Source organism: Nocardioides mangrovi (assembly GCF_020073815.1).
GTDB classification, from domain to species: domain Bacteria; phylum Actinomycetota; class Actinomycetes; order Propionibacteriales; family Nocardioidaceae; genus Nocardioides; species Nocardioides mangrovi.
The window spans coordinates 57,319-71,153 of sequence record NZ_JAIQZJ010000002.1 but is presented as its reverse complement, the minus strand read 5'-3'; the positions used below and the strand labels follow the sequence as shown (position 1 = coordinate 71,153).

General features: G+C 73.5%; 14 protein-coding genes. 7 read left to right on the top strand and 7 right to left on the bottom strand.

Going from position 1 to position 13,835, the window contains the following annotated elements:
- Nucleotides 1-6: 6 nt before the first annotated feature.
- Complete coding sequence (locus tag K8U61_RS05590; RefSeq protein ID WP_224122003.1) at nucleotides 7-435, top strand: hypothetical protein; 429 nt, start codon at nucleotides 7-9, stop codon at nucleotides 433-435.
- Here the strand turns inward: K8U61_RS05590 and glgA are convergent, their stop codons facing one another.
- Nucleotides 436-1,623, bottom strand: a complete 1,188-nt coding sequence (glgA, locus tag K8U61_RS05585; protein WP_224122002.1) for a glycogen synthase — start codon at nucleotides 1,621-1,623, stop codon at nucleotides 436-438.
- A gap of 37 nt (nucleotides 1,624-1,660) precedes the next feature.
- Here glgA and glgC point away from each other — a divergent pair, with 37 nt between their 5' ends.
- Genes glgC through K8U61_RS05570 form a run of 3 tightly spaced genes read left to right on the top strand, consistent with a single transcriptional unit; the run spans nucleotide 1,661 to nucleotide 4,428 of the window.
- On the top strand, nucleotides 1,661-2,908 hold the full coding sequence (gene glgC, locus K8U61_RS05580; protein ID WP_224122001.1) for a glucose-1-phosphate adenylyltransferase: 1,248 nt from the start codon (nucleotides 1,661-1,663) through the stop codon (nucleotides 2,906-2,908).
- Nucleotides 2,905-3,819, top strand: a complete 915-nt coding sequence (locus K8U61_RS05575) for an RNA polymerase subunit sigma-70 (RefSeq protein ID WP_224122000.1) — start codon at nucleotides 2,905-2,907, stop codon at nucleotides 3,817-3,819. Before glgC ends, K8U61_RS05575 begins: the two co-directional genes overlap by 4 nt.
- A gap of 54 nt (nucleotides 3,820-3,873) precedes the next feature.
- Nucleotides 3,874-4,428, top strand: a complete 555-nt coding sequence (locus K8U61_RS05570) for a dihydrofolate reductase family protein (protein ID WP_224121999.1) — start codon at nucleotides 3,874-3,876, stop codon at nucleotides 4,426-4,428.
- On the opposite strand, the gene K8U61_RS05565 is transcribed toward K8U61_RS05570, so the two are convergent.
- Nucleotides 4,395-5,270 carry an NAD-dependent epimerase/dehydratase family protein gene (locus K8U61_RS05565; RefSeq protein WP_224121998.1) on the bottom strand — a complete coding sequence of 292 codons (876 nt, stop codon included), beginning with the start codon at nucleotides 5,268-5,270 and terminating at the stop codon, nucleotides 4,395-4,397. The genes K8U61_RS05570 and K8U61_RS05565 overlap by 34 nt on opposite strands.
- Before the next feature lie 22 nt (nucleotides 5,271-5,292).
- Nucleotides 5,293-5,871, bottom strand: a complete 579-nt coding sequence (locus K8U61_RS05560) for a mismatch-specific DNA-glycosylase (RefSeq protein WP_224121997.1) — start codon at nucleotides 5,869-5,871, stop codon at nucleotides 5,293-5,295.
- Nucleotides 5,872-5,930: 59 nt separating this feature from the next.
- Between K8U61_RS05560 and K8U61_RS05555 the strand changes: the two genes are divergently transcribed.
- A complete protein-coding gene (locus K8U61_RS05555; protein ID WP_224121996.1) occupies nucleotides 5,931-6,398 on the top strand; it encodes a hypothetical protein in 468 nt (155 codons plus the stop codon).
- Here K8U61_RS05555 and K8U61_RS25370 read toward each other — a convergent pair.
- Nucleotides 6,395-7,636 carry a phosphodiester glycosidase family protein gene (locus K8U61_RS25370; RefSeq protein WP_224121995.1) on the bottom strand — a complete coding sequence of 414 codons (1,242 nt, stop codon included), beginning with the start codon at nucleotides 7,634-7,636 and terminating at the stop codon, nucleotides 6,395-6,397. The two genes, K8U61_RS05555 and K8U61_RS25370, sit on opposite strands and share 4 nt — an antisense overlap.
- 60 nt (nucleotides 7,637-7,696) lie before the next feature.
- Between K8U61_RS25370 and K8U61_RS05545 the strand changes: the two genes are divergently transcribed.
- Nucleotides 7,697-8,923, top strand: coding sequence for a site-specific DNA-methyltransferase (locus K8U61_RS05545; RefSeq protein ID WP_224121994.1), 1,227 nt, complete (start codon nucleotides 7,697-7,699; stop codon nucleotides 8,921-8,923).
- On the opposite strand, the gene K8U61_RS05540 is transcribed toward K8U61_RS05545, so the two are convergent.
- Nucleotides 8,842-9,711, bottom strand: a complete 870-nt coding sequence (locus K8U61_RS05540) for a LysR family transcriptional regulator (protein WP_224121993.1) — start codon at nucleotides 9,709-9,711, stop codon at nucleotides 8,842-8,844. The two genes, K8U61_RS05545 and K8U61_RS05540, sit on opposite strands and share 82 nt — an antisense overlap.
- A gap of 83 nt (nucleotides 9,712-9,794) precedes the next feature.
- Here K8U61_RS05540 and K8U61_RS05535 point away from each other — a divergent pair, with 83 nt between their 5' ends.
- Entirely contained in the window at nucleotides 9,795-10,775 is a 981-nt protein-coding gene (locus K8U61_RS05535) for an EamA family transporter (RefSeq protein WP_224121992.1), read from the top strand.
- Here the strand turns inward: K8U61_RS05535 and K8U61_RS05530 are convergent, their stop codons facing one another.
- A complete protein-coding gene (locus tag K8U61_RS05530; protein ID WP_224121991.1) occupies nucleotides 10,776-12,176 on the bottom strand; it encodes a WS/DGAT/MGAT family O-acyltransferase in 1,401 nt (466 codons plus the stop codon). It abuts the gene before it with no gap.
- An 89-nt stretch (nucleotides 12,177-12,265) separates the two neighbouring features.
- Nucleotides 12,266-13,825 (bottom strand): serine/threonine protein kinase, encoded by a 1,560-nt coding sequence (locus K8U61_RS05525; protein WP_224121990.1) that lies wholly within the window; start codon nucleotides 13,823-13,825, stop codon nucleotides 12,266-12,268.
- Nucleotides 13,826-13,835: the final 10 nt, after the last annotated feature.

Sequence of the window (13,835 nt, the reverse complement as noted above, 5' to 3'; positions counted from 1 at the left end):
AGCGATGTGAGTCGCACCCTGATCGCCCTGCTGCTCGGTCTCACCGGGCTGGCGGCGGCGCCGTTCCCGTCCAGTCCGGCGGCCGCGGGCTGCGCCGGCCCGCAGGTCGTCGTCCCCGGCGTCGACGTCGCCCGGGACCGGCCGGTCCTGACGCGGGGGAGCGAGGTGACGGTGCGCGGCCGGTACTTCCTGGACGGGTGCGACGACACCGGGGGGTCGTCGGCCACGCTCGGCTGCACCACCGACGACGAGGGCGAGACGGTGCAGCCCTCGCGCGACGTCGAGCTCCGACTGAACGGCGAGCTGGTCGGCACCGCGGACGCCGACGAGGACGGTCGGATCACCTGGACCTTCACGGTGCCCGTCGACCTGCCCGTCGGTCCGGCCACGATGGACAGCTATTCCGGCGACGAGATCCGGGTGCGGATCCGCTAGCTAGAGCACCGAGCGGTAGACCTCGACCGTCCGCTCCGCGATCGCGGCCCAGCTGAACGCCGAGATCGCCCGCTCGCGCCCGGCCCGGCCCATCGCCGCGGCCCGGTCGGGATCGCTCACCACGGAGGTCAGCGCGGCGGCGAAGTCCGCGACGTACCGGTCCGGGTCGAGCGGGGTGCCCGTTCCGTCGGTCGCCTGCGAGATCGGCACCAGCAGCCCGGTCTCGCCGTCGACGACGACCTCCGGGATGCCGCCGGTCGCGGTGGCGACCACGGCGGTCTCGCACGCCATCGCCTCGAGGTTGACGATGCCGAGCGGCTCGTAGATCGAGGGGCAGGCGAACGCCGTCGCTCCGGTCAGCAGCGCCACCACATCAGGCCGCGGCAGCATCTCGGGGATCCACACCACCCCCGACCGCGAGGAGCGCAGCGACGCCACCAGGCCCTCGACCTCGGCCATGATCTCGGGGGTGTCCGGGGCGCCCGCGCACAGCACGATCTGCACCTCGTCGGGCAGGGCGGCGCACGCGCGCAGGAAGAGCGGCAGCCCCTTCTGCCGGGTGATCCGGCCGACGAAGACGACCGACGGACGCTCCGGGTCGACGCCGAGCTCCCGGACGCGGTCGGGGTTCGCCCGCGGTGACCAGTCGGCGGTGTCGATGCCGTTGTGCACCACGTGCACCCGCCCCGGGTCGACCGCCGGGTAGGACCGCAGCACGTCGTCGCGCATCGCCGAGGACACCGCGATCACGGCGGCCGCGCCTTCGTACGCCGTCCGCTCGGCCCACGACGACACGGCGTAGCCGCCGCCGAGCTGCTCGGCCTTCCACGGTCGCAGCGGCTCGAGCGAGTGGGCGGTGACGACGTGCGGGACGCCGTACAGCAGCCCGGCGAGGTGGCCGCCCATGTTGGCGTACCAGGTGTGCGAGTGCACGAGCTCGGTGCCGGCGCAGCCGTCGGCGATCGCGAGGTCGACGCCGAGGGTGCGCAGCGCGGCGTTGGCGCCCGAGAGCTCCGCGAGGTCGGCGTACGACGAGGTCAGCGGCTCGTCGCGGAGCGCACCGAACGCGTGCACGTGCGCCTCCACGTCGGGACGCGCCCGTAGGGCACGGACCAGCTCGGCGACGTGGACACCGGCCCCGCCGTAGATCTCGGGTGGGTACTCGCGGGAGAGGACGTCGACGCGCACAACCTCGAACCTACCGACATCCCGCTACGTTGGGCACATGGCTCTGCGCGCGCGCAAGAAGGTCCTGGCGATCGTCCTCGCGGGCGGCGAGGGGAAGCGGCTGATGCCGCTCACGGCCGACCGCGCGAAGCCGGCCGTGCCGTTCGCCGGCATCTACCGCCTCATCGACTTCGCGCTCTCCAACGTCGTCAACTCCGGCTACCTCCAGGTGGTCGTGCTGACGCAGTACAAGTCGCACAGCCTCGACCGCCACGTCACCCAGACCTGGCGGATGTCGACGATGCTCGGCAACTACGTCACGCCGGTGCCGGCACAGCAGCGGGTCGGCAAGCACTGGTACCTCGGCAGCGCCGACGCGATCTACCAGTCGCTCAACCTGATCCGCGACGACCGCCCCGACATCGTCGTCGTGGTCGGCGCCGACCACGTCTACCGGATGGACTTCGACCAGATGGTCAAGGCGCACATCCGCAGCGGCGCGGCCTGCACGGTCGCCGCGATCCGGCAGCCGATCGAGATGGCCGACCAGTTCGGCGTCATCGACGTGCACCCCGAGGAGCCGACCCGGATCCGGGAGTTCCTGGAGAAGCCGAAGGACCCCGTCGGCCTCCCCGACAGCCCCGGCGAGGTGCTCGCCTCGATGGGCAACTACGTCTTCGACGCCGACGCGCTGGTCGAGGCGGTCACCCGCGACTCGAGCGAGATCGGCTCCAAGCACGACATGGGCGGCGACATCGTGCCGTCGTTCGTCCGCCGCCAGCAGGCCGCGGTCTACGACTTCAAGGACAACGACGTCGCGGGCTCGACCGACCGCGACCGCGGCTACTGGCGTGACGTCGGGACGCTCGGCTCCTACTACGCCGCGCACATGGACGTCGTCTCGCCGCTGCCGGTCTTCAACCTCTACAACTTCGACTGGCCGATCTACACCTCCTACGGCCCGCAGCCGCCGGCCAAGCTCGTGCAGGGCGGCGGCGGCGAGAAGGCGCGCGTCGACGAGGCCGTGCTCTCGCCCGGTGTCGTCGTCACCGGCGGCAAGGTGAAGCGGTCGGTGCTCTCGCCCGCTGTGCGCGTCGACGCCGGCGCGGAGGTGACCGGAGCGGTCCTCATGAACGGCGTCCACGTCGGCGCGGGCGCGGTCGTGCGCAACGCGATCATCGACAAGCACGTGGTGATCCCGCCGGGCGCCGAGCTCGGCGTCGACCTCGAGGCCGACAAGGCGCGCGGGTTCGTCGTCGAGGACGGCCTCGTGGTGCTGGGGAAGGACCACCCGTTCCCGGGGTGAGCCTCGATGCGCAGGCCGCCTTCGAGGCGGCCGTCGCGCCGTACCGTCGCGAGCTCCTCGTCCACTGCTACCGGATGCTCGGCTCGCCGCACGACGCGGAGGACCTGCTGCAGGAGACACTGCTGCGCGCGTGGCGAGCGGCGGACCGGTACGACGCGTCGCGCAGCTCGCTGCGCACCTGGCTCTACCGGATCGCCACCAACGCCTGTCTGAACGCGCTCCAGAGTGCGCGGTCGCGGCCGCTGCCGTCGGGCGTCGGGGAGGTCTTCACCGACCCGGACGCCGACTTCGTGCCGGGGACCGAGGTGCCCTGGCTGGTGCCGCTGCCCGCCGACCCGGAGGCGGGTGCCGTGGAGCGCAGCCGGCTCCGGATCGCGCTGGTGGCGGCGCTCCAGCTGCTGCCGGCCCGGCAGCGCGCGGTGCTGCTCCTGCGCGAGGCGCTCGAGCTGCCGGCCGCGGAGGTGGCGGCTGCGCTCGACATGTCGACGGCTGCGGTCAACAGCGCGCTCCAGCGAGCCCGCACCCGACTCGCCGAGGAGGGCGTCGACCCGGAGGGTCAGGCGGAGCCGCCGGCGCAGCAGCGTGCGGTGGTGGACCGCTATGTCGCGGCGTTCGAGCGTGCCGACGTCGCGGCGATCGTGGCGATGCTGGCCGACGACGTCGTGATGGAGATGCCGCCGATGTGGAACTGGTACCGCGGTCGGGCGGACTACGGCGGGTTCATGGAGCGCGTCTTCCGCACCCGCGGCACGAGCTGGCAGACGAAGCCGGTGTGGGCCAACGGCGAGGCGGCCTTCCTGTGTCGGCGCGACGGCGAGCCGCACTCGATGCAGGTCGCGACCACCTCCGGCGACCTGATCACCCGCCTCACCGTCCATGCGGATCCGGCGGTCTTCGCGCTCTTCGCCTGAGGTCTTTTGCCTGGGGTGCGATGAGTCGGGGCCGCCGCGTCGGTATGTCCTGGCATGACCACACTCACCGTTGTCTCCTTCACCACCCTCGACGGCGTCGTCGAGGACCCCGATGGCCGCGGCGGCACGCCGTACGGCGGCTGGGCCTTCCGCTACGGACCCGAGGGCATCGCGGGCGACAAGTTCCGCCTCGGCGACCTCTACGACACCGGCACGCTGCTCTTCGGACGGCGTACCTGGGAGCACTTCGCCACGCTGTGGCCGACCCGGAGCGGCGACTTCGCGGACGCGATGAACCGCGCCCGCAAGGTGGTGCTCAGCAGCACCGCGCCCGACCTCTCGGCCTGGCCGAACTCCCACCACCGCACCGGCATCGACGACCTCGACGGCCTCGGCGACATCGCGGTCATCGGCAGCGTCAGCGTCGTCCGGGCGCTCGCAGCCGCGGGTCGGGTCGACGAGTACCGGCTGATCACCTTCCCGGTCGTGCTCGGGCAGGGCGGGCGCCTGTTCGACGGCGTGGCCGAGCTGCACCTCGTGAGCTCGGAGGAGCTGGGCCCGACGACGTACGCCGTCTACAGGCCGGCGGCGATCTCGGCGAGCGCCTGATCGAGCGCGACCTGGGGCGTCCAGCCCCACGCACGCGCGCGGTCGGTCACGATCCGCCCGGTCCAGGCCGGCTCGTCGCTCCAGACCGGGTCGACGCCGAGGGCGCCGGCCACCGTCGCGTAGTAGTCGCGCTGGGTCGCGGGCTCGGCCGCGACGTTGACCACCGTGCAGGCGCCGTCGACCGGTCCGGGCAGCTGACCGGTCGCGACGTCGGCGAGGAGCGTGGCGAGGTCGTCCACGTGCACCCAGGCGAACGTTCCGTCCGGCGGGGTGCGGCGCTGCGCGGCGTCCTCCCGCATCGCGGCCGGGCGCAGCGAGTTCCACACGGACGTCTCGCCCGGACCGAGGATCGCGGGCGGCCGGACCAGCACCCGGGTCGGGCCGTCGATCCCGGCGATCGCTGCGTCGGTGTCGCGCTTGGTGACGGCGTAGTCGTTGCCGTCCTCGCCGACGAGATCCGCCGACTCGTCGATGTCGCCGACGCCGGGGGAGCGGTCGTAGACGGCGGCGGTCGAGACGTGCACCAGTCGGGCCACCGCGGCGTCCGCGGCCGCGCGGGCGAAGGTCGCGGTGGCCTCGACACCCACCTGCTGCTGGACTGCGCGGTCGCTGCCCATCGGGTGCACGGTCGTGACGGCCGCGGCCGCGCCGTCGAGCACCGCCGCTGCGAAGACCGGGTCGCCGAAGTCGCCGACGTGCTCCTCCACTCTCTCGGGGGCCGTGCCGGCGCGGCGGACGACGCCCCGAACGGCGGCGCCTCGCTCGACGAGTGCTCGGCACACGCGAGAGCCGACGAAGCCGTTGGCTCCGGTGACAACGATCGGTCCCGTGGGGTCGGTCATCCCTCCACCCTGACAGGTGGACCTAGAGCAGCCCAGCCGCCCGCGCGACGTCGGCGTACGCCGCCGCGAGGGAGTCGACGGTGTCGTGGGCGTTGAGGCCGCTCGGGTTGGGCACCACCCACAGCTCGGCGCTCCCGAGCGGCTCGGGCTGGCGGCCGACGGACGCCTTCGGGACCGAGAAGGCGGCGCGGTAGGCGGTGATGCCGGCGATCGCGACGACCCGAGGGGCGGTGCGCTCGATCCGCTCGACCAGCGCCCGGCCGCCCGCGCGGAGCTCCTCGGTGGTGAGCTCGTCGGCGCGGGCGGTCGCGCGGCGTACGACGTTGGTGATGCCGATCCCGCGGGCGCGGAAGTAGTCGCGGTCGGCGTCGGTCATCCCGGCGCCGGCGTCGACGGGGCGGTCGATGATGCCCGCCTCCAGCAGCGCGGGGTAGAAGCGGTTGCCCGGGCGCGCGAAGTGGGTCTGGACGGCCGCGGTCCACAGGCCCGGGTTGATGCCGACGAAGAGCAGCCGCAGCGGCGGGTCGCCGGGGCCGGGCAGCAGGTCGGGGACCTCGGCGTCGCGGAAGGACTCGAGCTCGGCGCGGGTGAAGCGGGCCACGGCCCGAAGCCTGCCACGCCGGTGGGGAACCGGCACGGGACGGGTACCGTCCCACTGACATGCGACTTCTCGGACCGTTCCTGGTGGCCGCCGCGCTCGTGCTGGGCGGCTGCGGCTCGGACCAGTCGGGCGGCAGTGCCCCCGTGGGCAGCGGCACCGTGGCGGACGCTCTCTACCACCAGGTCGCGATGATCACCGTCACCGAGGGCGGCGGCCAGGTCACCGACCAGATCACCTGGGTCGACAGCGAGAGGTCGCTGCGTCGCTACGTCTTCGGCTTCCCCTCCGAGCAGCTCCAGCGCGAGGTGCTCGCGGCTGCCGAGCACGCGGACCTCGACGACGGGCAGCGCCTCGGGGCGGCGGTCGTCGACCTCGGCTGCTCGCCGCCGAACGAGGTGTCCGTGACCGGGTCCGGCGCCGACCTGAGCATCAGCGCGAGCGGCAAGCCGTCCGCGGAGATCCAGTGCCTGGCGCCGATCACGACCGTCGCACTCGTGGCGGTGGACGACTCGCTCAGTGCCTCCTAGTGCTTCTTGGGCCGCGTGTAGGTCACCTCGACCGCGTTGGCCACGTGGCGCAGGAAGCCGTCCGAGGGATGGTTCATCACCTTGGTCCTGCCGCTCTGGCCCTTGGCGACCATCGTCGAGGAGCCGCCGCCATCGAGGTTGATCGCCTCGTCCGCCCCGAGGTCGATCATCATGTCGGCGAGCTCGACCAGCGTGTAGCCACGGCTCTGCGCCGTCCGGCCGTCGATGACGAGGAAGAGCACCTCGCCGGTGTCGTGGTCGATCCCGACCGCCGTCCGCGGCTGGAGGATCCGGTCGTCGGTGGCCTGGATGATCCCGGTGTGCACGAGGTAGTTGCTGCCGGTGATCGCCATCTGCGGCCGGGCGGGCAGGCCGTAGTGGACCCTGACCGGGGTGCCCTTGTGCAGCGTCTTGAGCCGCTCGGCACCGCGGCCGCGGCCGACGAGGAGGAGGCCGCGCACGTCCTTGCCGGTCTGCAGGTGCGAGCGGTTCCTCACGACCTTGCCGTGCTCGACCCACACGGCGCGGATGTCCTTCTGCTGGCCGTTGGTCATGCCGGTGCCGGTGGTCCGGCCCCAGGCGTGGGTGTAGATGCCGACCCCGCCGGCCGCGACCGCCGGTGAGTTGAGGTTGGTGACCTTGATCCGCGGGTGGTCGACGATCGAGGCCTCCATCGGCAGCGAGCCGATGTCCGGGCGACCGTTGCGGGCGATGTAGAAGGCGGCGTTGCCGTTGTTCTCGCGGCCGTGCAGCAGGCCGCGCTGCCGATCCTTGCCGAGCCCGAACGGCGCACCCGAGTGGCCGATGTCGTAGAAGTCGCCGTTGACGCCCGCGACGGCCTTGTCGCGGGCCAGGATGTCCGGCACCGTCGCCGTCTGCCGCACCCCGCCGACGCTGGCGTAGTCGATCCGCACGCCCTTCTTCCGCGTGCTCACGGTGAGCAGGTGGGCCCGGATCGGGCCGCGGGCGTCGGTCTGGGACCACTTCGTGTAGTGGACGCCGGGCGCGACCCGCCAGGTGACCGGCGCGCTGGAGGAGGTTGTCGCGCGGCGCAGGAAGGACGGGAGCGGCGCGGCGACGTCGCCCCGTTCGTGGTCCGAGGTCTGCTGAGGGTTCAGGTTGCGGTGCTGGTCCGACCGCGCCGTCGGACCCGACGTCGGGTCGCCGGCGAGGGCGGGCGCGACCCCCACGAGGGTGCACGCGACCAGCCCCACCACGACCGAGATCCGCCTACGCACCTGCCCGATGGTAAGTCGCGGCTCCCCAGGATCCGGGTAGGAATCGCCTAGTGTCGCGGTGTGGTGCCGTCGTGGAACACCTTCGTCGAGGGCGACAACCTCGACGTGCTGCCTACGCTCCCGGCGCTCCTGGGCCGTCCCGTCGACCTGGTCTACATCGACCCGCCCTACAACACCGGCAACGAGTTCGCCTACCGCGACGACTTCCGCGGCCACGCCACCTGGGTCGCGATGATGCGGCCGCGGCTGGAGGCGGCGCGCGAGGTCCTCGCCGAGACCGGTGCCATCTTCGTCAGCATCGACGACCACGAGGTCGCCTACCTGCGGCTGCTGATGGACGAGGTGTACGGCGAGCAGAACTTCCTCGCCCAGGTCGCGGTCAACCTCAACCCGAAGGGCCGGCAGCTGGGGCGGGGCTTCGCCACCAGCCACGAGTACCTCCTCGTCTACGCCCGCGACGCCCGTCGTACGGCGCTCGACGCGACCTCGCCGGACCACGTCGACGAGCGCGACTTCCCGCTCGTGACCGCGGACGGGCGCCGCTACCGTCACCTGCCGCTGCGCAACACCAACAAGAAGTTCAACCCCGTCACCGCGCGGACGCTGCACTTCACGGTGTGGGGCGACCCGGACAGCGGGCGGGTGAGCACCGCGCCGTTCGAGGGCGCCGTGGAGATCGGCCCGGTCTTCGGCGACGGCCGGCCGGCGGTGTGGCGGTGGAGCCGGCCGCGCATCGACGAGCGCCCCGGCGACCTGGTCTGCCGGCGGGTCAACGGCCGCACCGGCGAGCGGGTCGACGTCTACCAGCTCGACTGGCTGCAGCCCGCCGACGGCGCGCCCCGGCGCAAGAAGCTGCGCACCGTCTGGCTCGCCGAGGAGATCGGCTCCACCGACACTGCGGTCGCCGAGCTCAAGGACCTCGTCGGCCACGTCTTCGAGTCGCCCAAGCCGACCGGCCTCGTCCGCCGGATCCTCGGCACGATGCCCGACGACGCGCTGGTGCTCGACTTCTTCGCCGGCAGCGGTACGACGGGGCACGCGGTCGCCCTGCAGAACGCCGCCGATGGCGGTACCCGCCGCTGCGTGAGCATCAACTCCGCGGAGCCGACGCGGGTCGGGTCCAACGCCCACCTCGCCGGGCTGCTCACGGTCGCCGACATCACCCGGGCGCGGCTGCGGGCGGTCGCCGAGGTGGTCGGCGGCGGCTACGAGGAGCCGGCGGCCAGCGCGTCGAGCACGGTCCGCAGCGGCGACCAGCGGTCGCGGCCGCGGCGGACGACCGCGTAGGTCCGCATCGTCACCGGCGGGTCGGTGAGCGGCAGCACGCGCACACCGCGGCGGGACGCGCGCCCGCGGGGGAGGAGCCCGATGCCGCGGCCCGCGACGATGAGGTCGTCGACGAGCTCCAGCGCGTCGATGCGGTGGGTGATCCGCGGCGTGAAGCCGGCCATCGACGCGAGCATCCGCAGCACCTCCTCGTCGGCGGTGTTGCGGGAGTTCACGATCCAGTCGCGGTCGGCGTACGACGCGAAGGGTGCGCGCCGCTCGCGCGCCGGGACGCCCAGTCCCCAGGCGACCGTGCCGAGCAGGGTCACCTCGTGGTCGGTGCGCCACGACGCGGGCGCGAGGTCGTAGTCGTAGGTGAGGGCGAGGTCGACGTCGTCGCGCGCGAGCAGGTCGAAGGCCTCGAGCGGCTCGTGCTCGAGGATCCGGACCTCGAGCCGCGGGTGGGTGTGCGCCAGGTCGTCCATCACCGGCAGCAGGGAGCGACGGATCGCCGACGCGAAGCCGGCCACCCGCAGCACGCCGGCCGGCTCGGACGCCGGGTCCAGGTCGAGGCGGGCCGCGTCGATCGCGGCGAGGATCCCGACGGCGTGGTCGGCGAGCCGGGTGCCCGCGGGCGTCAGCCGGACCCGGCGGCCGTCGGGCTCCACGAGCGGGGTGCCGACCTCGCGGGCCAGCGCGGCGATGCCCTGGGAGACCGCCGAGGTCGTGGTGCCGAGCTCGGCGGCGACCTCGTGCATCGAGCCGAGCCGAGAGAGCTCGAGGAGCAGCCGGAGGCGCCGTGGGTCCACGTGCTCATTGTTCGTGTTTGCTGAACGGTATGTCCAGCAGAGTCACGTGGACCTGAACGGATGAGGTCGCTTCACTGGACCGCATGAACCTCTCTCCCACCCGGGTCGGCGCCTCGATGGCGGTCGCGTCGATGCTGTGCGTCCAGCTCGGGCTCGCGGTCTCGGTCGGCCTCATCGACCAGGTCGGTGCCGAGGGTGCCGCGTGGCTGCGGCTCGCCTGGGCTGGCGTGATCATGCTCGTGGTCGTCCGGCCGCGCCGTGGCGCGTTCACGCCGGAGGCGCTGCGCGCCGGGGTCGCGCTCGGGGTCGTCACCGCTGGCCTCACCCTGCTCTTCATGGCTGCCGTCGCCCGGCTGCCGCTGGGGACGGCGAGCGCGCTGGAGTTCCTCGGCCCGCTCGGCGTGGCGGTCGCCCGCAGCCGCGGCACCGGCCGGCTCTGGGCGCTGCTGGCCGCGCTCGGGGTGCTCGGGCTGACCGAGCCGTGGGCGGGCACCGCCGACCCCGTCGGGGTGGGGTTCGCCCTCGCCGCGGCCGCCTGCTGGGCGGCGTACATCCTTCTGACCCAGCACGTCGGCGACCAGGTCAGCGGCGTCGCGGGTCTCGCGATCTCGATGCCGGTGGCGGGCGTCGTCGCGACGGTCGTCGCCGGTCCGTCGGTCGTCGGCCACCTGACGCCGACGCTGCTGCTGGCCGGGCTCGGGCTCGCGGTGCTGCTGCCGGTCGTGCCCTTCACGCTGGAGCTGCTGGCCCTGCGCCGGCTCTCCGCGGGCGCCTTCGGCACCCTGATGGCGCTCGAGCCGGCCTTCGCGCTGCTCATCGGGCTGGTCGCGCTGCACCAGGTCCCGGGTCCGCTGGGCGTCGTCGGCGTGCTGCTGGTCGTCGCAGCCGGTGTCGGCGCCGAGAGCGCCGGGACGCGTGAGGACAGGGTGGAGCCTGCGACGGACCAGGATCGTCACCGGCCCCACCCTGGACCGGGGGCGCCCTCGTCGGACCATCCTCGGTCAGCTCCCGGTCGCCTGCCCTCGCCCGAATGGGGTGACGACCGCGCCTGCGAGATGCGCTAGCTAGACGTCGGCGGCCTGCTCGAGCGCGGTGAGCTCGCCGTCGAGGTGGGTGAGCATCCGCTGGAGGTGCGGGACGGTGCGGCGGCAGCCGATCAGGCCGAACGACATGGCTCCGTCGTACGACGTGCAGGTGATGTTGAGGGCCATGCCGTTGATCGGGATCGAGAGCGGGTAGGTGCCGACCATGGCCGCGCCGTTCCAGTAGTGCGTGGTCCGCGGGCCGGGGACGTTGCTGATGATCAGGTTGTACGGCGGCCGCACGATGCCCTGCATCCGCAGCATCGGCGCGAGGATCGCCGGCGCCTGGCCGAGCGCGCTCATCGCGAGGATCTGCGTCGGCGTCATGCTCGACAGGGCGTCCTTGCCGTCCACCATCGACCGGTGGATCGCCTGGAGCCGGTCGGCCGGGTCGGCGAGGTCGGTGCCCAGCTGGCACATCACCGACCCGACCGCGTTGCCGCCCTCCGTCGAGGCCAGCTGCGACTCCTTCGCCTTGAGGCCGATCGGGACCATCGCGACGAGCGATGCGTCCGGGAGCGCGTCGAGCTCGAGGAGGTAGGAGCGGACGGCTCCGGCGCACATCGCGAGCACGACGTCGTTGATCGTGGTGCCCGTCGCCTTGCCGACCGCCCGCAGCCGCGAGATCGGCCAGTCCTGCGCGGCGAACCGGCGCGAGCCGGTGATCTTCTGGTTGAACATCGTGCGGGGCGCGTAGAGCGAGATCGCCGAGGTCTCGTTGCGCAGGCCCTTGTTGAGGGTGCGCACCAGCGCACCGGGCAGCCCCGCGGCCTCCGCCGAGATGCCGAGCGCCGACCGGACCGCCGACGCCGGCAGGTCCGCGAGGCTGGTCGGCGCGGAGGGCTGCGGCGCCCGTGCCGGGCGGGTGCGGGCGTCCCACGGCGCCGGCATCCCCCGCCGGTCGGGGTCGGTGGTCAGCACGCCCTGGAGCAGCCGCATCGCCGAGATGCCGTCGACCAGGGCGTGGTGGGTCTTGGTGTAGAGCGCCACCCGTCCGTCGGTGAGGCCCTCGATGACGTGGGCCTCCCACAGGGGCCGCTCCCACGCGAGCCGGGTGCTGTGCAGGCGGCCGCTGAGCTCCAGCAGCTCCCGGATCCGGCCGGGCCGCGGCAGCGCGCTGTGGCGGACGTGGTGGTCGATGTCGAACTGGTCGTCCTCGACCCACACCAGCTGGCCCGCGGTCGTCAGGGACCGGTGCGGACGCTTGAGGAAGAGCGGCGCGACCTCGCCGACGTCGCGCATCGACTCGTACATCTCCCGGGCGTAGTCCTCGCCGGCACCCTCCGGCTTCTCGAAGAGCTGCAGGCCGCCGACGTGCATCGGCATGCTGCGGTTCTCCGTGAGGAGGAACGCGGTCGCCGTCGGGTCGATGAGAGTGGCCACACTGCCTCTTCCGGTGGGTGGTCGGGCGTCCGATCATGACGTGCCGTGACGGTCGCCACAAGGCCGCCGCGGGGAGCGGACCGCACCGGTCAGGGGTGGGGCTTCTTGCCGGGCTTCTTGCCGGGCTTGGGTGGCTTCGGCGGCTTGCCGTGCCCCTTCGCCTTGCCGGGAGCCGACGGGTGCGGGTGGCCGGACTGCTTCGTGACGACCGGAGCCGCGGCGAGGACCAGCGGGACGGTGGAGCCGCGGCGCAGGCGGGTGACGGAGTCGTCGACGCCGACCTCGACCACGCTGTCGACCGGGGCGTCCGAGGCGGTGGTCCCGGCCCGGACGGCGACCAGCCCGCGGCGGGACAGCGCCGCGGCGGCCCGGTCGACGTCGAGGCCGACGAGGGTGTCCGGATCGATCGCCACCCAGCCGGAGGCGACGCGCAGGGTCACGGTGGACCCGGGCGGGCGGAGCGCGCCCTTGCCGCCCGAGGTCGGCGACTGGCGCAGCACCTGTCCCGCGGGAGCGGCCGCGTCGACCCGTCGTACGTCGACCTCGAAGCCGGCGTCGTGCAGGTCCTGCCTGGCCTCGGCGACCTGCTCGTCGACGACGTCCGGGACCGCGACGCCGGCGGCCGCGGGCGGGGTGACCGGGTCGCCTCCGGCGATGCCCCAGACGACCAGACCGGCGACCAGGGCGACCAGGGCCGCGCCGGCGATCGCGAGGCTGCGGCCGCGAGGCCGGGCGAACGGCCACAGGGCCGTCGGTGCGGGCCGCGCGACGGCCGGCAGCGCCTGGGTCGTGGGCTCGGTCGCGGTGCGCGCCCGCGCGCTCACCTCCGCGGCCCCGGGCCGCTGGTCGGGGTCCTGCCGCAGCATCTGGTGGACCAGGTCGCGCAGCGGAGTGGGGACGGTGTCGGGGAGCGGCGGCGCTGCGTCGTGGAGGTGCGCGAGCGCGGTGGCGACGTGCGTCTCGCGGTGGAAGGGCGAGGTCCCGGTCAGGCACTGGTAGGCGACCACGCCGAGGGCGTAGACGTCGGAGGCCGGTGTGGCCCGCTGGCCCGACACCTGCTCGGGGCTGAGGTAGTCGGCGGTGCCGATGATCTCCCCGGTCTGCGTCAGCGGGTCGTCGCCGTCGGAGCGGGCGATGCCGAAGTCGACCAGGACGGGCCGACCATCGGGGCGCACGATGATGTTGGAGGGCTTGAGGTCGCGGTGCACGACCGTCGCGGCATGCGCCTCCGCCAGCGCCGCCCCGACCTCGTGGACCAGCAGCAGCACCGACTCCGCCGGCAGCACGCCGTCCTCGCGGAGCACCGCGGACAGCGGCCGGCCGGGCACGTGCTGCATGACGACGTACGGCGAACGGCCGGTCGCGTGCCGCTCCTCGCCGTAGTCGAGCACCCGGACGATGCCCGGGTGCTGGAGGCCGCCCGCGAGCCGTGCCTCGGCGTGCAGCCGCGCGCGGCGCACCACGTGATCGGGGTCCTCCGGGTCGCGTGGGTCGTCGGGCCCGTCGCGGAGCACCTTGATCGCGACCTCGCGGTCGAGGCGCAGGTCGTGGGCCCGGTAGACGGCGCCCATCCCGCCCGAGCCGAGGTGGGCGCGCAGCTCGTAGCGCCCGTCGAGCAGGCGCACCGGAGCATCGACCGAGTCGGTCATGCGCACGTCG